General features: G+C 69.6%; 21 protein-coding genes and 1 other annotated feature. Of the genes, 11 read left to right on the top strand and 10 right to left on the bottom strand.

Going from position 1 to position 19,180, the window contains the following annotated elements; all coding sequences use genetic code 11:
- Window positions 1-32: 32 nt before the first annotated feature.
- Window positions 33-96, bottom strand: a sequence feature (sul1 is cis-regulatory element that is thought to sense ions involved in sulfur or methionine metabolism; They are found in Alphaproteobacteria).
- 49 nt (window positions 97-145) lie between these two features.
- The 3 genes from ACP693_RS05345 to ACP693_RS05355 all read right to left on the bottom strand — a co-directional run bounded on the left by ACP693_RS05345 (window position 146) and on the right by ACP693_RS05355 (window position 3,753).
- Window positions 146-1,339, bottom strand: coding sequence for a DUF1501 domain-containing protein (locus ACP693_RS05345; protein WP_426018372.1), 1,194 nt, complete (start codon window positions 1,337-1,339; stop codon window positions 146-148).
- A complete protein-coding gene (locus ACP693_RS05350; RefSeq protein ID WP_426018371.1) occupies window positions 1,336-2,826 on the bottom strand; it encodes a DUF1800 domain-containing protein in 1,491 nt (496 codons plus the stop codon). Before ACP693_RS05350 ends, ACP693_RS05345 begins: the two co-directional genes overlap by 4 nt.
- A gap of 90 nt (window positions 2,827-2,916) precedes the next feature.
- Window positions 2,917-3,753 carry a metal-dependent hydrolase gene (locus ACP693_RS05355; protein WP_426018369.1) on the bottom strand — a complete coding sequence of 279 codons (837 nt, stop codon included), beginning with the start codon at window positions 3,751-3,753 and terminating at the stop codon, window positions 2,917-2,919.
- Between the two features lie 47 nt (window positions 3,754-3,800).
- On the opposite strand from ACP693_RS05355, the gene ACP693_RS05360 reads away from it, so the two are divergent.
- Genes ACP693_RS05360 through ACP693_RS05370 form a run of 3 tightly spaced genes read left to right on the top strand, consistent with a single transcriptional unit; the run spans window position 3,801 to window position 6,719 of the window.
- Window positions 3,801-4,406 (top strand): TetR/AcrR family transcriptional regulator, encoded by a 606-nt coding sequence (locus tag ACP693_RS05360; protein ID WP_426018367.1) that lies wholly within the window; start codon window positions 3,801-3,803, stop codon window positions 4,404-4,406.
- A gap of 35 nt (window positions 4,407-4,441) precedes the next feature.
- On the top strand, window positions 4,442-5,020 hold the full coding sequence (locus tag ACP693_RS05365; protein ID WP_135193560.1) for a GNAT family N-acetyltransferase: 579 nt from the start codon (window positions 4,442-4,444) through the stop codon (window positions 5,018-5,020).
- A 31-nt stretch (window positions 5,021-5,051) separates the two neighbouring features.
- Entirely contained in the window at window positions 5,052-6,719 is a 1,668-nt protein-coding gene (locus ACP693_RS05370; protein WP_135193559.1) for a putative bifunctional diguanylate cyclase/phosphodiesterase, read from the top strand.
- Between the two features lie 4 nt (window positions 6,720-6,723).
- On the opposite strand, the gene ACP693_RS05375 is transcribed toward ACP693_RS05370, so the two are convergent.
- Window positions 6,724-7,590 (bottom strand): MBL fold metallo-hydrolase, encoded by an 867-nt coding sequence (locus ACP693_RS05375; RefSeq protein WP_426018365.1) that lies wholly within the window; start codon window positions 7,588-7,590, stop codon window positions 6,724-6,726.
- Between the two features lie 71 nt (window positions 7,591-7,661).
- Between ACP693_RS05375 and ACP693_RS05380 the strand changes: the two genes are divergently transcribed.
- From ACP693_RS05380 to ACP693_RS05400, 5 genes are all read left to right on the top strand, one after another.
- Window positions 7,662-7,994 carry an ArsR/SmtB family transcription factor gene (locus ACP693_RS05380; RefSeq protein ID WP_426018363.1) on the top strand — a complete coding sequence of 111 codons (333 nt, stop codon included), beginning with the start codon at window positions 7,662-7,664 and terminating at the stop codon, window positions 7,992-7,994.
- Between the two features lie 5 nt (window positions 7,995-7,999).
- Window positions 8,000-8,536 (top strand): rhodanese family protein, encoded by a 537-nt coding sequence (locus ACP693_RS05385; RefSeq protein WP_426018362.1) that lies wholly within the window; start codon window positions 8,000-8,002, stop codon window positions 8,534-8,536.
- A gap of 4 nt (window positions 8,537-8,540) precedes the next feature.
- Window positions 8,541-9,323, top strand: a complete 783-nt coding sequence (locus ACP693_RS05390; protein WP_426018360.1) for a sulfite exporter TauE/SafE family protein — start codon at window positions 8,541-8,543, stop codon at window positions 9,321-9,323.
- 62 nt (window positions 9,324-9,385) lie between these two features.
- Window positions 9,386-11,086 (top strand): bifunctional protein-serine/threonine kinase/phosphatase, encoded by a 1,701-nt coding sequence (locus tag ACP693_RS05395; RefSeq protein ID WP_426018357.1) that lies wholly within the window; start codon window positions 9,386-9,388, stop codon window positions 11,084-11,086.
- A gap of 135 nt (window positions 11,087-11,221) precedes the next feature.
- The gene (locus ACP693_RS05400) at window positions 11,222-12,076 is read left to right on the top strand and encodes an outer membrane protein (RefSeq protein WP_426018355.1); all 855 of its coding nucleotides are present in this window, start codon (window positions 11,222-11,224) and stop codon (window positions 12,074-12,076) included.
- 22 nt (window positions 12,077-12,098) lie between these two features.
- On the opposite strand, the gene ACP693_RS05405 is transcribed toward ACP693_RS05400, so the two are convergent.
- A complete protein-coding gene (locus tag ACP693_RS05405; protein WP_426018354.1) occupies window positions 12,099-12,668 on the bottom strand; it encodes a YqgE/AlgH family protein in 570 nt (189 codons plus the stop codon).
- A 129-nt stretch (window positions 12,669-12,797) separates the two neighbouring features.
- On the opposite strand from ACP693_RS05405, the gene ACP693_RS05410 reads away from it, so the two are divergent.
- Window positions 12,798-13,283 carry a peroxiredoxin gene (locus ACP693_RS05410; protein WP_426018352.1) on the top strand — a complete coding sequence of 162 codons (486 nt, stop codon included), beginning with the start codon at window positions 12,798-12,800 and terminating at the stop codon, window positions 13,281-13,283.
- Window positions 13,284-13,337: 54 nt separating this feature from the next.
- Window positions 13,338-13,766, top strand: coding sequence for a very short patch repair endonuclease (locus ACP693_RS05415; RefSeq protein WP_426018350.1), 429 nt, complete (start codon window positions 13,338-13,340; stop codon window positions 13,764-13,766).
- Here ACP693_RS05415 and ACP693_RS05420 read toward each other — a convergent pair.
- The 5 genes from ACP693_RS05420 to ACP693_RS05440 form a co-directional block, all read right to left on the bottom strand.
- Window positions 13,742-15,628 (bottom strand): ATP-binding protein, encoded by a 1,887-nt coding sequence (locus ACP693_RS05420; protein ID WP_426018348.1) that lies wholly within the window; start codon window positions 15,626-15,628, stop codon window positions 13,742-13,744. The two genes, ACP693_RS05415 and ACP693_RS05420, sit on opposite strands and share 25 nt — an antisense overlap.
- 70 nt (window positions 15,629-15,698) lie before the next feature.
- On the bottom strand, window positions 15,699-16,745 hold the full coding sequence (locus tag ACP693_RS05425) for a quinone-dependent dihydroorotate dehydrogenase (protein WP_426018346.1): 1,047 nt from the start codon (window positions 16,743-16,745) through the stop codon (window positions 15,699-15,701).
- The gene (locus ACP693_RS05430; protein WP_426018344.1) at window positions 16,742-17,086 is read right to left on the bottom strand and encodes a DUF952 domain-containing protein; all 345 of its coding nucleotides are present in this window, start codon (window positions 17,084-17,086) and stop codon (window positions 16,742-16,744) included. The genes ACP693_RS05425 and ACP693_RS05430 overlap by 4 nt, the downstream gene beginning before the upstream one ends.
- An 11-nt stretch (window positions 17,087-17,097) precedes the next feature.
- Window positions 17,098-17,610 (bottom strand): SixA phosphatase family protein, encoded by a 513-nt coding sequence (locus ACP693_RS05435; RefSeq protein WP_426018342.1) that lies wholly within the window; start codon window positions 17,608-17,610, stop codon window positions 17,098-17,100.
- A 60-nt stretch (window positions 17,611-17,670) separates the two neighbouring features.
- The gene (locus tag ACP693_RS05440; protein WP_426018340.1) at window positions 17,671-18,411 is read right to left on the bottom strand and encodes a methyltransferase domain-containing protein; all 741 of its coding nucleotides are present in this window, start codon (window positions 18,409-18,411) and stop codon (window positions 17,671-17,673) included.
- Between the two features lie 46 nt (window positions 18,412-18,457).
- On the opposite strand from ACP693_RS05440, the gene gloB reads away from it, so the two are divergent.
- Window positions 18,458-19,180 (top strand): hydroxyacylglutathione hydrolase, encoded by a 723-nt coding sequence (gloB, locus tag ACP693_RS05445; RefSeq protein ID WP_426018338.1) that lies wholly within the window; start codon window positions 18,458-18,460, stop codon window positions 19,178-19,180.

The raw sequence follows: 19,180 nt of genomic DNA on the forward strand, positions 1-19,180 counted from the left end.
TGAGCCGTACCGATGCTTCGGTTTTGGGGCTCGGTTTCCCAGCGGATCGGCGGCGGGGATAGCCACCCGTCGCCTGCGAACAGGGCCGGGTCCAAGGTGATGGCGTCCTGATGCGATGTTGCGCCGCAAAAAGCAAGTGTCGCGGCTAGACCAAGCCATCCATCGCGGGCGCCTCGGCGGCGCTACCGGGGAAGACGCGGGCGTCCAGGGCGGCGCGGTCGACGCCCATGTGATCGCGCAGCACGCCCTTGAACACGGACCGGATGTCCAGCGTCGGCGCCAGGTCGCGGTTCTCGAACAGACGGTTGTCGGCCAGGGTCGGCCAGTCGCCGATAGGGCCGCCGCGCTTGATCGCCCCGCCCGCCAGCAACAGCGACGAGCCGGTGCCGTGGTCGGTGCCCTGGGTGCCGTTGGCGCGGGCGGTGCGGCCGAACTCGGTGGCGACGACGACCACCGTGCGCGACCAGGCCTCGCCCAGCCCGTCCTTCAGACCCGTGACCAGTTGATCCAGACCGGTCAGGCGGGTCTGAAGCTGTGCGCGCTGGCCCGCATGGGTGTCCCAGCCGTCCAGCGACACGGCGACGATGTCTGCCCCCTCGGCGCCGGTCATCAGCCGGGCGACGGCGCGGCCCAGGCCCAGGACGTCGTTGCGGCGCAGGCGGCCGTCCTCGCCGTCCATGGTCTGCCCCTGGCCGACCAGTTCCTCGGTCGCCAGGCCGCGCGCCAGGTTCTGACCCAGCATCGGATCCTCGACATAGAGGTCTTGCAAAAGGGAGGCGATGCGGTCGCCGCCGCGCACCTGGCCGCCCGGCGCCCAGCTGGAGACGGGGGCGTCGCCGCGCAGGATCAGCGGCGTCTGGGCGCCGATCGACAGCCCCTTCAGCGACGCGCCGCCCGCTGCTGTGATGGCGCGGTTCAGCCAGCCGTCGCTCTGTTGACGCAGGCCCTCGCCGCCGTTCTCCAGCACGTCCTGGGCGTCGAAATGGGAGCGGATGCGGACCGGCAGGGCCACGGCCGGGGCGAACCGCATCTGCCCTTGGCCGTATAGGTCATGCAGGCCCGCCAGCGCCGGATGCAGGCCGAAGCCTTCGCCCAGCGCCAGCGCGCCGTTCGCCTCGCCCGGCGCCGGGATGGCCAGCCCGGCGCGTAACGGGACATAGTTGGCGTCGCCATAGGGGACAGTGACGGACAGGCCGTCCATGGCGCCGCGCGCAATGACGACGACCAGTTTGTTGGCGGGGCCATTGGTCTGGGCGGCGACCCGCCCGGCGAAGGCGAGGCCGACCCCGGCCGAGGCGGCGGCCAGCAGATGGCGGCGGTTCAGATTGAGGGCGGTCATCGGCGTTGGAACTCCGGCGACATGAAGAGAAGGGTGAGGGCCTCGGGCCGGCTTTCGGCGCGGGCGACGGCGAGGCGGGTGCGCTCGCTGAGGCGCGCACCGAGGGCGGCTTCCGCGACGGCGCCGGGGTCGGCCGCCTGTGCCGCGTCGGCGGCGGTGCGCGACCAGTTCAACCGTTTGACCAAGGCGTCGGGACCGGCCCAGTCGGCGGCCGCGTCGGGCCAGCCCTCGGGCGAGGGGGCGGCGAACGGCGGCTGGCCCATGTCCAGCAAGGCCTGGCGCAGGGGCTGGATCCGCTGTGGCCGGGTTCCCAGGGCGCGGTGGGTGGAGACGACGAAGTCGTAGGGCGTCTTGATCTTGGCGGGTTGGGGCGTCCAGGTCTCGGGCGCCTCGACCAGGGCGCGGGCGACCTGGGCCAGGTCGCCGCCCGAACGGGTCCAGGCCTCTTCCAGCCGGGCGACTAGGGCGGGTGGCGGATCGTCGGCGACGAAATGGGCGGCGAGGCGGCGCGACAGGCGTCTGGCGGTCGCCGGATGTCGAGCCAGGTCGCGCAGGATGGCCTGGCCCTGGGCCAGGCCTGCGGCCGGATAGGTCTTGCCCATCACCGTGCGGTCGCCCGGTTCGTGGACATTGGGGCGGAAGACGAAGCCGTTCGCCTCAGGCTGAGCCTGTGCGGCCGCCATGCGCGCCCTTCTTGGGCGGGCGGCCTGACGTTGATCGCGCGCTGTTGGGATGGACCAGCCGGTCAGGGCCCGGGCCAGTTCGGTCACGTCGGCCTGGGTGTAGCCGCCATCGGCGCCGACGGTGTGCAGCTCCATCATCTCGCGAGCCAGGTTTTCGTTCAGCCCGGCGTTGCGGCGGGCGCCGGCCATGCTGTCGGGACCGACCGAGCGGGCCTGATCCAGATACAGAAGCATGGCGGGATGCTGTTCGGCGGCCAGGACCAGATCCTCGAACCGGCCGAAGACCTGGGGGCGGATGGCCTCGCGCTCGTACTGGCCGACGAAGGCGCCGCTGGCGAACTTGACGGCCGAGACGGTGACGGCGTTGGCCCAGAACAGGGTCCACCGCTCGGCGAACCCGTCGTCGGTGCTCGCGCCCAACTGAGCGCGGGCCAGGAACTCCTGCGCCGTGTCCTGGGTGATCTCTCGACGCGCGGCCTGGCGGGCCTCGCGCCGGGCGACGGCGTCTGGATCGGTATCGGGGGCGGGCGCGGTCTGCGCCATTGGCGTGGACGTGGCGCCGGCCTGTGGCGCAGAGCGTCGATCACGACGGACCAGACCGGCGTCGCTCTGATAATCGACATACTGGGCGACGCGCTGAGCGGTGTCGGCGAACGCGCCGGACGGCTGGGGTGCGCCCTGGGGCCGGATCTGGGCCGTGGCCCAGCCGCGCGGATCGGCGGCGACGCGTTCGATCTCGCCGGGCCTGGCGCCGAGACCCAGGCGGGTCAGGGCGATGGCGGCGTCGGTCGGTGATGAAGCCATGGCCTTCTCCTCGTCCGTCCCCGCAGAGTGTAACGCACCCGGTTCGAAAACTCCGTCGCGGGATCGGATCAAAGGGTCAGGCGGCCCGTATCAAGCTGGCTGGGCCAGGCCCGCCTCGGCGTCGGCGATCAGGTCGCGATCGTCCACCTGCCACGGGTGGAAGTCGGGTTTGTAGAAGGCGACATAGTCGCCGATCATGCGGCGATAGAGGCCCGGCTTCAGCCACAGCCAGCGGAACAGGCCCAGGCGCGCCTTCCAGCCGACAATGCCGTCCTGTTTCAGCAGCATCAGGGTCGTCTCGCGCACCGTTTTGGTGAACAGCAGGGTCGTCAGGAACATGGCCCAGCGCCGGATACGCCAGCGCTTCAGCGGGCTGAGGTCGCGGGTCGCGTGCAGGAAGACGTCATAGGCCACGCCCTTGTGCTCGATCTCCTCAATGGAGTGCCAGCGCCACAGCCGGGCCAGGTCGGGGGGCGAACCCTTCAGCAGGTCCGGATCGGCCAGCAGCCGATGGGCGAAGGCGGCGGTGAAATGCTCCAGCGCCATGGTGGCGGCGAGCTGGGCGATGGCCGGGCGCGCGCGGGCGAGATTCAGGCGAGCCGTGACATAGGCCTCGATTTCGGCGGTCTCGTAGCCGGCGCGGGCGGTGATGGCGTTGAAGGCCATGTGTTCGCGCGTGTGGGCGCCCTCCTGAACGGTGAAGGCGCGGATGTCGGCGGCCAGGTTGGCGGGCGTATCCTTGGCGAACCGCTTGACCGACTGGATGAAGAACCGCTCGCCGTCGGGGAAGGTCAGGCTGAGGGCGTTCATCACGGCCGTGCCGAACGGGTCGCCGTTCAGCCACCAGCGTGGCGTCGGGGCCTCGCGGTCGATATGCAGGTCGCGCGGCTTGATCTGGAGATCGGCGGGGGTGGCGGATTTCGCCATGGTTCTGCTCCTCGATGTCGAGAGGAATATGGAGTTAACTGACATCAATGTCAACTAATGGTCCGGTGAAGCGGCGACGCGGGGCGGTGGCGCGCGAAGAGGCGCTGGAAGCGGCGCGCGACCTGCTGCTGTCCGGCGGCCCGGCGGCGGTGACGCTGAAGGCCGTGGGCGAGCGGATGGGCGTGGGCCACGCCAATCTGATCCACCATTTCGGCTCGGCGGCCGGGCTTCAGGGCGCGCTGATGGATGCGATGGTGCGCGATCTGGCCGAACGGATCGAGGCGGGCCTGAACGAAGGATCGGGCGAAGGGCGCGAGGGAGTGGAGCCGGATCGGTTGATGACCGTCGTCTTCGACGCCTTCGGCAAGGGCGGGGCGTCGAAGATGGCGGCCTGGCTGGCCCTGGCGCGCGAACAGGGGCGGGCGGAAAGCTTCGGCGGGGTAGTGCGGGACCTGGCCGACCGGCTGGCGGCCATGGCGCCCGACGATCCCAGGGCGGCCGAACGGGCGCGGTCGCTGGTCATGACGGCGGCCTATATGGCCTTCGCCGACGGGCTGATCGGCGACATCCTCACGCCGATGCTGGGCGCGCCCGAGGGCCTGGGGCGCGAACTGGCGTTGAAGTTGACGGCGACCGTCTTGGCGGAACCGTGAGTTCAGGCCACAATCCTCCTGTTGTATGAGGCGTCATGGCCCTGCTGGACTGGATGAGCGATGTGGCCGGGCCGGTGGTCCGGGGGGACGGCGTGCTGCTGCGGCCGCCGCGCGCGGGCGACTATGCCGCATGGTCCACGCTGCGTGACGGGTCGCGCGACTATCTGCAACCGTGGGAGCCGGCCTGGCCCGAGGACGACCTGACCAAGGCGGCGTTCCGGCGTCGGTTGTCCATCTATGCGCGCGAGATGGAGCTGGGCCACGCCTGGCCCTTCTTCGTGTTGGTGGACGGGGGCAAGACCCTGGCGGGGGCGGTGACCCTGTCGAACGTGCGACGCGGCGTCGCCGAGACGGGGACGCTGGGCTACTGGATCGGCCAGCCCCATTCCGGCCAGGGCGTGGCGACGGCGGCGGTGCAGGCCGTGGTCGGATACGCCTTCGACAAGCTGAAGCTGCACCGGCTGGAGGCGGCCTGCCTGCCCACCAACCACGGATCGCGCCGGGTTCTGGAGAAATCGGGCTTTCGCAACGAAGGTCGGGCTCGCGCTTATTTGAAAATTAACGGCGAGTGGGCAGATCATCTGCTGTTCGGCCTGGTCGAGGACGAGCGTTGACGGCCGGGGGCCGTCTGAAGGGGCGAGACGCGTGACACCACGATCCCGATCGCTGGCCTGGGACGCCACGACCGCCATCGAGGCGTTGGCGGCCGCCGACACGGCCCTGTGGGTCTGGACGCCGGCGACGGATGAACTGCGGTTCACCGGCGCGACCCGGTCGCTGGGCCTGGGGCCGCTGGCGCCGGAATGCACGGCCGCCGGCTTCGTCGCCCTGGCCATGCCCCAGGATCGCAGCCTGGCCGAACGCATGCTGAAACCGCAGGACGAGGGGGCCGAGGTCGCCGTGCGCCTGCGGATGCGCGGGTCCGAGACCTGTCTGTGGCGCGGCGTCTGGCTGGAGGACGGGCTGCGCGCCGCCGGCGTCGTGGCGCTGGAGACCAAGTTCGCCGGATCGGATCGGGATACGCTGACGGGCCTGCTGGACCGTCGCGCCTTCATCGCGCGCGTGGGCGAGGTGCTGACCCAGCCGGGCGAATACGAGATCGTGGTCGGCGACGTCGACCGGCTGCGGCGCCTGAACGAGGCGCTGGGGCATGAGCGCACCGACCTAGTGCTGTCGGCCCTGGGCTCGCGTCTCGCCGCCGCCTTCAACAAGGACGCCTCGGCGGCGCGGATCGGCGAGGACGAGTTCGCCATCATCGTGCCCCGGACCGCGTCTCACACCAGCTACCGCGTGCGCGACGCGCTGGAACAGCCGCTGCGGGTTGCGGGCTTCGACATCTATCCGACCGTCTCCATCGGGGCGGTGATGGTGGAGGGCGGGCCGGATGCGCCCGACGCCGCCGAACTGTTGCGCCGGGTCGAGCTGGCGGTGGAATCGGCCAAGGGCGCCGGGCGCGGCGGATCGGCCGCCTATGGCCGGGCGTTGGAGAGCGACTCCTTGAGCCGCCTGGCGCTGGAGGCGGATCTGCGGAACGCCTTCGTGCGCGGCGAGATCGTGCCCTTCTTCCAGCCCATCGTGAACCTGAACACCGGAGCGGTGGCGGGATTCGAGGCCCTAGCGCGCTGGCGTCACCCGCGCCGCGGCCTGGTGCCGCCGGACGAGTTCCTGGGCCTGACCGCCGACCTGGGCATGATGAACGACCTGGGCCTGCTGATGATGACCCAGTCGGCGCGGCAACTGGCGGAATGGATCGAACGCCATCCGCTGGCGGGCAAGATGTTCTGCAGCGTCAATCTGTCGGTCGGCGAGATCGAACGCCCGCACCTGTGCGAGGACGTGGCGCGCATCATCAAGGAAAGCGGCCTGCCCCGGGGCGCGCTGAAGCTGGAAGTCACCGAGGGCGACATCATGCGCGACACCGCGCGCGCCGCCGAGGTGCTGCAGTCGCTGAAGGATGTCGGGGCGTCCCTGGCGCTCGACGACTTCGGCACCGGCTTCTCGTCCCTGTCCTATCTGGCGCGCCTGCCGTTCGATACGCTGAAGATCGACCGCTATTTCGTGCTGACGATGAACAAGGACGAGGGGTCGGCCAAGATCGTCAAGTCGGTGGTCAACCTGGGCCGCGACCTGGAACTGGAGGTCGTCGCCGAAGGGGTCGAGAACGCCGAACTGGCCGCCCTGCTGCTGGAAGCCCAGTGCCACTACGGCCAGGGCTTCGGCTACGCCCCCGCGCTCCCGGCCCAGGAGGCCGAGGTCTATTTAGCCGAGAGCCTGGCGGACGGCACGGCGCCGCTGAAGCAGCGGTCGGCGTAAGCCGTCAGATCGCGTTCAGGGGCAGGCGCAGATAGCGCTGTCCGCCAGCGTCGGGCGGCGGGAGGTCGCCGGCTCGGATGTTGACCTGGAGCGACGGCAGGATCAGCTGGGGCGCGCCTAATGTGGCGTCACGGGTTTCGCGCATGGCCACGAAATCCTCTTCCAAAACGCCGCCGCCGACGTGGATGTTATGGGCGCGCTGATCGGCGACGGTGGTTTCGAACCGGTAGTCGGTGCGGCCCTGCGGCAGATAGTCGTGGCCGACGAAGACGCGGGTGTCGTCGGGCAGGGACAGCAGGCGCTGGATCGACCGATAGAGCGTGCGCGCGTCGCCGCCGGGGAAGTCCGTGCGGGCCGTGCCGTAGTCCGGCATGAACAGGGTGTCGCCGGTGAAGACCGCATCGCCGATCCTGTAGCTGACGCAAGCGGGGGTATGGCCCGGCGTGTGGATCACCTGAACCGACAGGTCGCCCAAGGCGAAGGAGTCGCCGTCGCCATAGAGATGGTCGAATACCCGACCGTCGCTGCGCACGTCATCGGCGCCGAACAGGGGGGCGAAGGTCGACTGGACCTCGGTGATATGGGCGCCGATGCCGATGGAGACGCCCGTCGCGCGCCGAAGATGGGCGGCGGCCGTCAGGTGGTCGGCATGGGCGTGGGTCTCCAGCGTCAGGGCAAGGGTCAGGCCCGCGCCTTCCAGCGCCGCCATCACCGCGTCGATGGATCGGGTGGAGGTGCGCGCAGACGCGGCGTCGAAATCAAGCACCGGATCGATGATGGCGGCCATGCCGCTGGCCGGGTCGCTGACCAGATAGGTCACGGTATGGGTCGCGGGGTCGAAGAAGCCGCGAACGTCGGGGTGTTGGGCCATGGGGAAGGCTCCTTTCGCGCTTCAACATATTAGGTATTGCTAATTTAGCAAGTGTTCATATATTGCGGCTCATGATCGACCTTCACACCATCGGACTTGAGCGTTTCCAGGCCAGCGCGGGCGAGGCGGCGGCCTTACTGCGCGCCCTGTCCAACGAGAAACGGCTGATGATCCTGTGCCAGCTGGGCGAGGGCGAACTGTCGGTCGGCCAGCTGCTGCCGATGGTCGCCCTGTCGCAATCGGCCCTGTCCCAGCATCTGGCCAAGCTGCGGGACGAGGCCCTGGTCGCCACGCGGCGCGACGGCACGGCGGTGTTCTACCGCATCGCCGACCCGGCCGTCCTGAAGGTGATCGCCGTCCTGGCTGAAATCTACTGCCCCCCTCTTGCTCCCGAAAAGGAATGATTCCGATGACCGTCCTGACCCCCTTGTCCCCCGCCGAGGTCTCGCGCCGCCTGATGGAAAACAGCGCCGTCCTGATCGATATTCGCGAACAGGACGAGTTCGTCCGCGAACATGTCGCGGGCGCGGTCCATGCCCCCCTGTCCAGTTTCGATGAGTCCGCGCGCACCCTTGCGGACGGGCGCGACGTGATCTTCACCTGCCGGACCGGAAACCGGACGGGCGTCAACTGCGACCGCCTGGCGGCCCAGGTTCCGGGTCAGGCCTTCGTCCTGGACGGCGGTCTGGACGCCTGGAAGAAGCACGGCCTGGCGACCCGCACCGACCGGTCCAAGCCCATCGAGTTGATGCGGCAGGTCCAGATGACGGCCGGCGGTTTGGTTCTGACCGGGGCGGCGCTCGGCCTCTTGGTGCATCCCGCCTTCTGGGGCCTGTCCGCCTTCGTCGGCGCGGGTCTGTTCTTCGCGGGGGCCACGGGCTTCTGCGGCATGGCGCGTCTGCTGGCCGTCATGCCCTGGAACCGAAGCGCGGCTGGGGTCGCCTGACGCCATGACGACCGATCTGCTGTCCCTTAGCCTGGCCACCTTCAGCGGCGGCGTCGTCGCCCTGTTGCTGACGCTGTTCGGCGGCGGCGGGTCGGTGCTGGCGGTGCCCCTGCTGCTCTATCTCGTCGGCGTCAAAGACCCGCATGTCGCCATCGGCGTCTCGGCGGCGGGGGTGGCGCTGAACGCCCTGACCGCGCTCGCCGGCCAGGCCAAGGCTGGGCGGGTGAGGTGGCCCTGCGCCATCCTGTTCGCCGTCACCGGGGCGGCGGGCGCCTGGTTCGGATCGTCCCTGGCCAAGATGATCGACGGCCATCAGTTGCTGCTGATCTTCGCGGTCGCCATGGCGGCGGTGGGTGTGTCCATGCTGCGGCCCAAGCCCGTGATCGTGCGACCCGAGCCCCGACTCAACTGGGCCATGTCGCCCAGGGTCGGCCTGTCCGGGGCGGGGGTCGGATCGGCGGCGGGTTTCTTCGGCATCGGCGGCGGTTTTCTGATCGTGCCCGGCTTGATGGCGTCCACGGGCATGAGCCTAGCGACCGCCCAGGCGACGTCCCTGCTCAGCGTGGCGGCCTTCGGGGCCACGACGGCCGGCAACTACGCCCTGTCCGGCTGGATCGATCCGGGTCTGGTCGCGGCCATGACCGTGGGCGGGGTGGCGGGCACGGCGGCCGGCCTGCCGCTGGCGCGCCGACTGGGCACCAATGTGGCGCTGGGCCGCGCCCTGTTCGCCGGGCTCATCCTGGTGGTCGCCGCCTATGTCGCGGTTCGCGCGGTCCTGGCGCTTTGAGGCCGACGCATCGTCCGTGAGGCGTCTAGCCATAGGGCCATAAATCCCGGACACTCCCCGCCATGACCGACGCCAGACTGGAGATCGCCGCCGGCTTTGCGACCTTGCAGGGGCCCAAGGCGGACAATCAGGATTTCGGCGGCGTCCATATCGGCACGGCGGCCGAGCAGCGCGAGCACGGGGTCGTGGCGGTGATCGCCGACGGGGTGTCGGGGTCGAAGGCTGGGCGGATGGCGGCGGAGCTGACGACGCGCAGCTTCATCGACGGCTATCTGGACCAGAACCCGCTGAACGGCATCGCCGCCAATGGGATCAAGGCGCTGAGGGGCTTCAACCGCTGGCTCCATTCGCGCGGCAAGATCGATCCGGCGATGGAGGGGGCGGCGACCACATTCACGGCGGTCATCCTGCGCGGGCGCGAGGCGACGGCCCTGCATGTCGGCGACAGCCGGGCCTGGCATTTCCGCGACGGGGTGCTGACGCGGCTGACCGAGGATCACACACGCGCCCAGCAGGGGCTCAGCCATGTGCTGTACCGGGCCGTAGGCATTGAGGCGGACGTGAAGCTGGACGTGCGTCAGGTCCGGCTGGAGCCGCACGACCGGCTGCTGCTGACCACCGACGGGGTGCATGGGGTGCTGACCGATGCGGTGATCGCGGGCCTGCTGGGGCGGCGAAGCTCGCCCGATGCGGACGCACACGCGATCCTGGGCGAGGTCGAGGCGGCGGGCGCCCGCGACAACGCCACCGCCATCGTCATCGACGTGGTTCGCACCGGCGCGCCCGACTGGGAGGCGATCACGGCCGAGGCGGAAGGGCTGGCCATCCTGCCGCCGCCCGCCGTGGGCGACAATGTCGATGGCTTCGCCCTGCAGCGGATCGTCGCGGACGGGCGCTATACGCGGCTGTTCCTGGCGAAGGATGCGCAGGGCGACGGGAGCATGGTGGTGCTGAAGTTTCCCAAGCCCGCCGTGGTGTCCGAGCGCGGGGCGCGCACCGCCTTCCTGCGCGAGGCCTTCATCGGGCGGCGCATCGACAGCCCGTTCGTCGGCAAGGTGCTGAGCCTGGATGCTGGCCGTCAGAGCCGGTTGTATATCGCCCAGCCCTTCCATGCTGGCCAGACCCTGCATGCGCGGCTGGCGGAAGAAGGACCGTTCGAGATCGCCGAGGGGATCGGCGTGGCCTTGCGCCTGTCGCGCGCCGTCTCGGCCCTGCACCGGGCGGGGGTGACCCACCGCGACATCAAGCCGGACAATGTGATCCTGGAAACCAACGGCGGGCTGAAACTGGTCGATCTGGGGGTGGCGCGTCTGCGTCAGGCCGAGGAATTCGCCGAGGCCGAGGCGCCCGGCACCGCCGGCTACGAGGCGCCCGAGATGTATGCGGGCGAGAGCGGGAACACCGCCACCGACCAGTTCGCCCTGGGGGTGACCCTTTATCGCCTGTTCACTGGCGCCTATCCGTGGGGCGAGGTCGATCCGGCCGATGCGCCGCGCTTCGACCGGGCGCCCGTGCCGCCGACGCGGCATCGGCCGGATATGCCCGCCTGGCTGGAGGCGGCCATCATGCGCGCCGCAGCCGTCGATCCGAACGAGCGTTTCGAGGATGTGGAGGAGCTGATCCATGTGCTGGAAACCGGCAGCGCCGTCGCCGCCCCGCCGCCCCGCCAGCTGTCCCTGATCGAGCGCGATCCGGTGCGATTCTGGCAGGGGGTCAGCCTGCTGCTTCTGCTCGCATTGCTAGTCTCAATGACGACTCGATAGGCTCCCATACGTCCAAACCAAGCCTTTGGATGTGCGGCATTTAGCGGCGCAAACGGCGGGAACCTGTGGCCGCCTTTGGCTTTTGTCACGGCGAGCGGGGACGTCGCGCCCGCACTTCGGCACGAAAGCCTCCCCATGATCAAGACTCTCGCTTCCAGCGCCCTGGCACTCGCCATGGTCTCCACCCCCGCCCTGGCCCAGTCCGTGGCTCCCGACTGGTCCGGCCCCTACATCGGCATCTTCGGCGGCTACAACCAGTCGAACGACGACGGCGACGAGATCCTGCGCTTCGACCGCAATCTGGACGGCAACTACGGCGACCCGGTCACGACCGCCCCGCCCGCCGGTGCCACGGTGGGCGCCAACGCCTTCAGCCCCGGCTTCTGCGGCGGCATGGCGACCAGCACCGCGCCGGGCACCGGCTGCCGTGACGACAACGACGGCGTCGAGGCGGGCGTGCGCGCAGGCTACGACATGCAGTTCGGCAACTTCGTCGTCGGCGCCCTGGCGGAATACAGCGTCAACAACGTCCAGGACTCGGTGACGGGCTTCTCGACCACCCCGGCCTTCTACACCTTCACGCGCGAGCTGGAGAGCACGGCGGCCGCCCGTCTGAAGCTGGGCTACGCCTATGGCCCGGCGATGATCTACGGCACCGGCGGTTACGCCTACGGCAAGTTCGAAAACAGGTTCCGCACCTCGAACCTGGCCAACAGCTTCACCGAAACCAGCGAAGGCGATGACGGCGACGGCTGGCAGGCCGGCGGCGGCGTGGAATACGCCCTGGGTCGCGGCCTGACCGTCAACGGCGAATACCTCTACACCTCGCTGGACGTCGACAGCCCGGTGATCCGCGTCGGCAACACCGGCACGACGCCCGCCGCCAACCCGTTCATCCTGGCCCCGAACACCACGGGTACGGACATGGTGCGCGGCAACGGCAAGTTCGGAACCCACATGTTCCGCATCGGCATGAACTACCGCTTCTAGGCCTCAAAGCGGGCGGCTGGGCTCAGGCCCGGCCGCCCTTGCTGGACAGTTTGGCCGCATCCACGCCCATCTGGGCCAGGGCGCGCGTCCATTTCGACGTGTGTTCGCCGTCGAAGATCAGATCGAGATCGGCGTCGGCGGTCAGCCAGACGTTCTCGGCCAACTCCTCCTCCAACTGCCCCTCGCCCCATCCGGCATAGCCCAGCAGCAGGGCCGAACGGCTCGGCCCCGAGACCGCATCGGTCATCGCCGCCAGGGCCTCGCGGGTGCCGGTCATGGCCAGGCCGTCGCCGAATGGCATGCTGTCGTCCCCGATCATCCAGTCGTCGGTGTGCAGTACGAAGCCGCGCTCGCGCTCGACGGGACCGCCCATCAGGACAGCGCGGCCGATCGACTGATCCGGGGCCGGGGCCTCCAGCTTGTCCAGCACCGTCTTCAGATCCACACCCGGCGCCGGTCGGTCCAGCCGCAGACCCATGGCATGATCCGGCCCGTGGGCGCAGATCAGGATGACCGCGTGTTCGAACCGGGGGTCGTCGATACCGGGCATGGCGACCAGCAGTCGGCCGGTCAGGGTGGAGGCTTGGCTCATGATCCGCCCATCATCGGTCGTGAAAGCGGCGCAAGCAAGCCGCACAGGCGCTTGCGGTCCCGGCGGCGCTCTCTATGTGTCGCAGACGGTGTTTCTTACCCCGTCAGCCCCAAACTCAGCGAGACAGACATGACCATCCAGATCGGCGATCGCATCCCGAACGCGACCCTCGCCCAGGCGACCGCCGAAGGGCCCAAGCCCGTCAGCACCGCCGACATCTTCGGCGGCAAGACCGTGGCCCTGTTCGCCGTGCCCGGCGCCTTCACCCCGACCTGCTCGGCGCGCCACCTGCCGGGCTTCAAGGATCATCTGGCCGACATCAAGGGCAAGGGCGTCGATACGGTCGCCTGCATCTCGGTCAACGACGCCTTCGTCATGAAGGCGTGGGCCGACAGCCAGGACATCACCGATGACAGCATCGTCATGCTGGCCGACGGCAACGGCGAACTGACCAAGGCCCTGGGCCTGGTGCTGGACGGTTCGGGCTTCGGCCTGGGCGAGCGTTCGCAGCGCTATTCGATGCTGGTCAAGGACGGCACCGTCACCCAGCTGAACATCGAACAGGGCGGCGAGTTCAAGGTGTCCTCGGCCGAGCATCTGCTGGCGCAGCTTTGATGTTTGTCGATCCAGGCTATCGCTTCGCTACTTGAGCCTGGATCGACGCTAGTTATGACCGACGTCTTCAGCCCCGAGAAACGCAGCGCCGTGATGCGTCGCGTGAAGGGCAAGGATACGTCGCCGGAACTGGCCGTGCGCAGCATCCTGCGCGCGGCCGGGATCGGTTATCGGCTGGGCGGGGCGGGTCTGCCCGGTCGGCCGGATGTCGTGATGAAGGGCCGCCGCGTCGCCCTGTTCGTCCACGGCTGTTTCTGGCACGGCCATGCCTGCGCGCGCGGATCACGCCAGCCCAAGACCAACGCCGACTACTGGATCGCCAAGATCGCCCGCAACCGCGCCCGCGACGCCGCAAGCGTTCAGGCGCTGGAGGCCGCGCACTGGCGGGTGGTAACGGTGTGGGAGTGCGAGATGCGGCGCCCCGACTTTGCGACGACCCTGGTCGCTGCGGTCAGGGATCAGGCGGCTTCGGTCCGGGCCTGAGCGGCGGTGTCGTTCAGGACGTGCTGCAGGGCGCCGATCAGGGCCGTGGGCGTCAGGGGCTTGGAGACGAAATAGGCCATGCCGGCCGCCTGACAGGCGGCGACATCCTCGGGTGCGGTGTCTGCGGTGACGGCGACGACGGGCGTGCTGGCATTGGGTCCGCCGCCGGCGCGCAGGCGACGCGTGGTCTCGCGCCCGTCCAGCTCGGGCATCCGCACATCCATGAAGATGACGTCGAAGACGGCTTCCTCGCAGCGCTGCAAGGCGATCAAACCATCGGCGGCGGTGGTGATCTCGCAGCCCAGCGGCTGGAGGATCAACTGCACGGCGCGGCGGTTGATGTCGTGGTCGTCCACGACCAGCAGGCGCAGGGGCTGGTCGTCGGTGTGATCGGGTTCCGCTTCAGCTTCGGCCGCCGCAGGTTCAGGCGTGGGTGCGGGCGCAGGTGTGACGACGGGCTGGACTGCGGGTGTGAAGGGGGCCAGCGACCGGGCGATATCCAGACGGCTTTCCTCGACGATTTCTGCGATCGGCTCGACGTTCTCGCCCTTGGGCAGGACCAGGGAGACGGTGAAGCGCGATCCCTGGCCCGGCGCGCTGCGCACCGTCAGCCGTCCGCCCATCAGATCGACCAGATTGCGGCTGATCGCCAGGCCTAGGCCCGAACCGCCATAGCGGGCGGTGACGCCGTCGGCTGTCTGATCAAAGGGGGTGAACAGGCGCGTCATCTGGTCGGTCGTCATGCCGGGGCCGGTGTCGGCGATCTCGAACAGAAGGGCGTAGCCTGACGGCTCTTCCGGCCAGGCTTGGACCCGCAGGGTGATCTGGCCCTCTTCGGTGAACTTCATCGCGTTGGACATCAGGTTGTTCAGCACCTGGCGGATGCGCATCACGTCGCCCTTGACGTGGCGCGGGACGAAGGCCGCGCCCTCGACACGCAGCCTCAGTCCCTTGGCGTCGGCCAGCCCGCGCCACAGCTGAAGCGTCTGGGCCAGCATCTGGCGCAGGTCGAAATCGCTAACCTCGACCGTCATCCGGCCCGCCCCGATGCGGGTGTGGTCCAGCAGGTCGTCCAGCAAGGCCTTCATCATGACGCCGGCGTCGGTGATCAGATTGGCGCTCGTGCGGGACTGGGGATCGGGCGCACGCAGTTCGGCGGCGCCGGTCAGGATGGCGCCGATGGGGGTGCGCAGGTCGTGTCCCACGGCGGCCAGGAAGGCGGTGTGATCGGCCAGGCTGCGTTCAGCCCTGAGGCGAAGGTCGTCGGCCTCGGCATGGGCGCGGATCAGGTTGGTCGTCGTGTCGCTTATCCGCTGCCAGGTGATGACGACGTAGAACACGTAGAGGACGACCGTCGCCGCTGCGGTCATGACCAGCGACGCTGTCGCGCCGAACGCATAGGCGAAGAAGGGCATCGTCAGCAGATAGAGCATCTGCGGCGCCAGGCTGGCGATCATCATCGGCTGGCAGCGCGCGGCGGTCGTCATCGACGACAGCATGATCGCGGGCAACATCAGGGCGGCGCAGACCCCACCCAGAGGGCCGCCGGTCTGCCACATCACCAGCGACAGGCCGCCGAAAACCGTCGCGCTGACCGCCAGGGCGATGCAGCCGACGACCTTGCGCGCCGTGGACATTTCTCGCTTGTCGCCGCGTGCGACGGGACCGAAGACCACCAGCTCGACGCCCTGGCAGGCCATATACAGGACCACCCAACTCAGGCTGAACCAGACGCCCACCATGGGCGTGACGACCAGGGCGACCGCGCAGCCCGAGGCGAGGCGTTGCAGAAGCGCGCCGCGACGTTGGCGCACGGCGGCGGTCCAGCCGCTTTCACCCGTATCTACGACGGTCGATTGCATGCAGGCCCTCGTATGACGAACGCCGGTCGTTCGCATCCACGAGATTACGCCGATCGAGCCTAACGCTCTGTCAACGAGCCGCGCCGACCGCCTCCGCCGCTGTGGAAAAGCCGTCGGCGCGCAGACGGGCGACCAAGTCGCGCTTGATGCGGGTGACCAGTCCGGGGCCTTCGTAGATCAGGGCGGAATAGATCTGGACCGCCGTGGCCCCCAGGCGGATACGGGCATAGGCCTCGGCCCCGCTGTCGATGCCGCCGACCGCGATCAGGGGCAGGCGACCGACCACCGCCTCGGCCGCCGCACGCAGGGCCTTTTCCGCGAACGGACGGATGGGGGCGCCAGACAGGCCGCCGGTCTCGTGCGCGTCGGGCGAGCGCAGGGTTTCGGGCCGTTCCAGCGTGGTGTTGGACACGATCAAGCCGTCGATCCGGTGGGCCAGAGAGGCCTCAACGATCATGCCGATTTCGTCGGCGATCAGGTCGGGTGCGATCTTCAGGAAGACCGGAACGCGGTCGAGGCCCGTGGCGGGGCGGGCGGCGTCGATGCGGCCCAACAGGTCGTCCAGCTGCTCACGGCCCTGAAGCGCGCGCAGGCCCGGCGTGTTGGGCGAGGAGATGTTGACGGTGAAATAGGCGGCGCGACCGGCCAGTCGCTCCAGGCCCGCCACATAGTCCGCCGCCTTGTCCTCGGTGTCCTTGTTGGCCCCCAGATTGGCGCCGACGACCACGCCCGAGGGACGGTGGTCCAGCCGCGCGGCGAAGGCGTCCAGTCCGGCGTTGTTGAACCCCATCCGGTTGATGATGGCCCGGTCCTCGCTGAGGCGGAACAGGCGGGGCTTGGGATTGCCGGCCTGGGCGCGCGGGGTGACCGAGCCGCATTCAACAAAGCCGAAGCCCAGCCGCGACAGGCCGCGCAGAGCCTCGCCGTTCTTGTCCAGACCCGCCGCCAGACCGACCGGATTGGGGAGGTCCAGACCCGCCAGACGCGTATGCAGGATCGGATCGTCGGCGGGCGGCGAAGGCAGGGGGGCGAGCGCCAAACCCTTGATCGCCAGCTGGTGCGCCTGTTCCGGGTCTAGCTGTCGCAGCAGGGCGGCGCCCATATCTGTCAGGCTCATTTGTCGTCCTCGAACGCCATCTCGCCGTCGGCCGTGACCGAGAAGGTGCGCGACGCCATGACGGCGGCGACGGGCAGGGGGGCATAAAGGTGAGGGAACAGGTCGCTGCCGCGCGACGGCTCCCACACCAGGTCGTCGCCGAACTGGCTCAGGTCCACCGTCAGCAGCAGCAGGTCGCTGCGCCCGGCGAAATGGCGACGGGCGGTGTCGGCCAGCTGCGCCTCGGTCGACATGTGGATGTAGCCGTCGGCTATATCGACCGGAGCGCCGTCATAGCGGCCCTCGGCGACGGCCGCGCGCCATTCGGCGGCGTCGACGATCTTGTAGGCGGCTTCGGGCATGCGTGGGGGTGTCATGCGGACGGCGCGCCGAGCGTACGCGGCGTCAGGAAGCCCTCGTAGGTGCAGCGCCCTGCGACATCGACGGTGAACAGGGCGGCGGCGCCGGTCGGGAAACCGCCCGACAGCTTGTCCACCACGGCCGGCGAGGCGGCGCTCTCGATCAGATATTCGGCCGCCAGCACATGGACGCCGGGATTGTGGGCCAGGATCAGCAGGCAGCCCGCCTCGTCCTCGCTGGCCTCGACGAAGCGGCGGATGACGTCGGAGGGGGCGTTGTACAGGGCGGCCTCGTCGCGCACTTCGACATCGCCGAAGGCGTCGTGCATCTGCTCCCAGGTCTGGCGGGTGCGCACGGCGTTGGAGACCAGGGCCAGGTCCGGCTTCAGCCCCCGCTCGGCCAGGGCGCGGCCCATCAGCAGGGCCTCGGCGCGGCCGGCGGCGGACAGGGGGCGGGCCTCGTCGCCGCCGCCGGACGGGGCGGAGGTTTCGGCCTGGGCGTGCCGCATCAGGATCAGTCGGTGCATGATCTTCGCCATAAGGCGGTTTCGCCTCGCCGACCAGATGGCGCGGGGGTCAACTCCGCGTCAGCTGTGCGGCTTTCGTCGCGACGACAGGGTCGCCGGTTGGGGCGTCAGAACCGGGGCGGCGACACGCTGGGCATGGCCGCTCGGCCGGATGCGGGCATAGTTCTGGCGCGAGGCCTCCAGCAGGATCAGGCCGGCGGTTCCGGGAAAGACGTGGCGGCCCACGTGTTCGAATCCGTCGGCCAGCCTCAGCATCGGCGCCCAAGGCGGCGCATACAGGGTTTGGGACCAGGCCATGGGCTCCAGCCCCACGTCGCGCACCAGCCGTTCCAGCTGGCGCCGGGTGAAGGGTCGGCCATGACCGAAGGGGGTGTTGTCGGCCCGCGCCCACAGGCCGCCGCGCGCCGCCGCCGCCAGGATGATCCGCCCCGTCGGCGACAGCGCCCGCACGGCCTCCAGCAGCAGGGCGGCGGGATCGTCCGCCTCCTCCAGCGCATGGACCAGCAGGATGCGGTCGAACGATCCGGCGGGGAAGGGCAGGCGGCGGTCGTCCACCAGCAGGGTGCGGTTGCGTCCGACCGTGGGCCAGTGTTCGACGCCTTGCCCGCCCGGCATGGCCGCGACCACGCGCCGGGCGCCGACGAAGGCGTCCAGCCAGGGCGTCGCATAGCCGATGCCCAGGACGTCGCAATCGGCCGCCTCGCCCCAGGCGTCGTCCAGCCGTCGCGCCACCAGCCGACGCGCAAGCGCCCCGGTCGGCTCGCCGTAAAAGGTTCGAAGCTCGTCGATGCTGCGCCGCATGGGCGCACTATAGGCCTGTCGGCGGCCCTGCTGCTAGGATGGCTGCATGACCCTGGACGTTCATCTGTTCCCCTGCCGCAGCGACAACTACGGCTTCCTGATCCGCGACGCCGCGACCGGCGTGGTCGCGGCGGTCGATACGCCGGATGCGGCGCGGATTCTGGAAGAGCTGGAGGGGCTGGGCTGGGGCCGGCTGGACCTCATCCTGAACACCCACTGGCACCCGGATCACACCGAGGGCAACGAACGGCTGAAGGCCGAGTGGGCTTGCGAGATCGTCGGGCCGGAGGAGGTGCGCAAGGTCGCGCCGCTGGACCGAGTGGTCGCCGACGGCGACGTGGTGATGGTGGGAGAGACGCGGTTCGAGGTGACAGCGACACCGGGCCACACCCTGGGCCATGTGGTGTTTCATGCGCCGGCGGATGCGCTGGCCTTCACCGGCGACACCCTGTTCGCCCTGGGCTGCGGCCGGCTGTTCGAAGGCACGCCGGAGCAGATGTTCGCCAGCCTGCAAATCCTGAAGGCCTGGCCCGATCAGACGGTGATCTGGTGCGCGCACGAATATACGGCGTCGAACGCCCGCTTCACCCTGAGCCTGGACGACCGGCCCGAGACCGCCGCCCATGCCGAGGCGATATTCGCCGCGCGGGATCGTGGCGAACCGACCGTGCCGACGACGCTGGGCGTGGAAAAGCGGTTCAATCCCTTCCTGACCGCGACGGATGCGGATCAGTTCGCCGCGCGTCGGGCGGCCAAGGACGCCTTCTAG

The organism is Brevundimonas sp. TWP1-3, assembly GCF_049896085.1.
In the GTDB taxonomy this organism is placed as follows: domain Bacteria; phylum Pseudomonadota; class Alphaproteobacteria; order Caulobacterales; family Caulobacteraceae; genus Brevundimonas.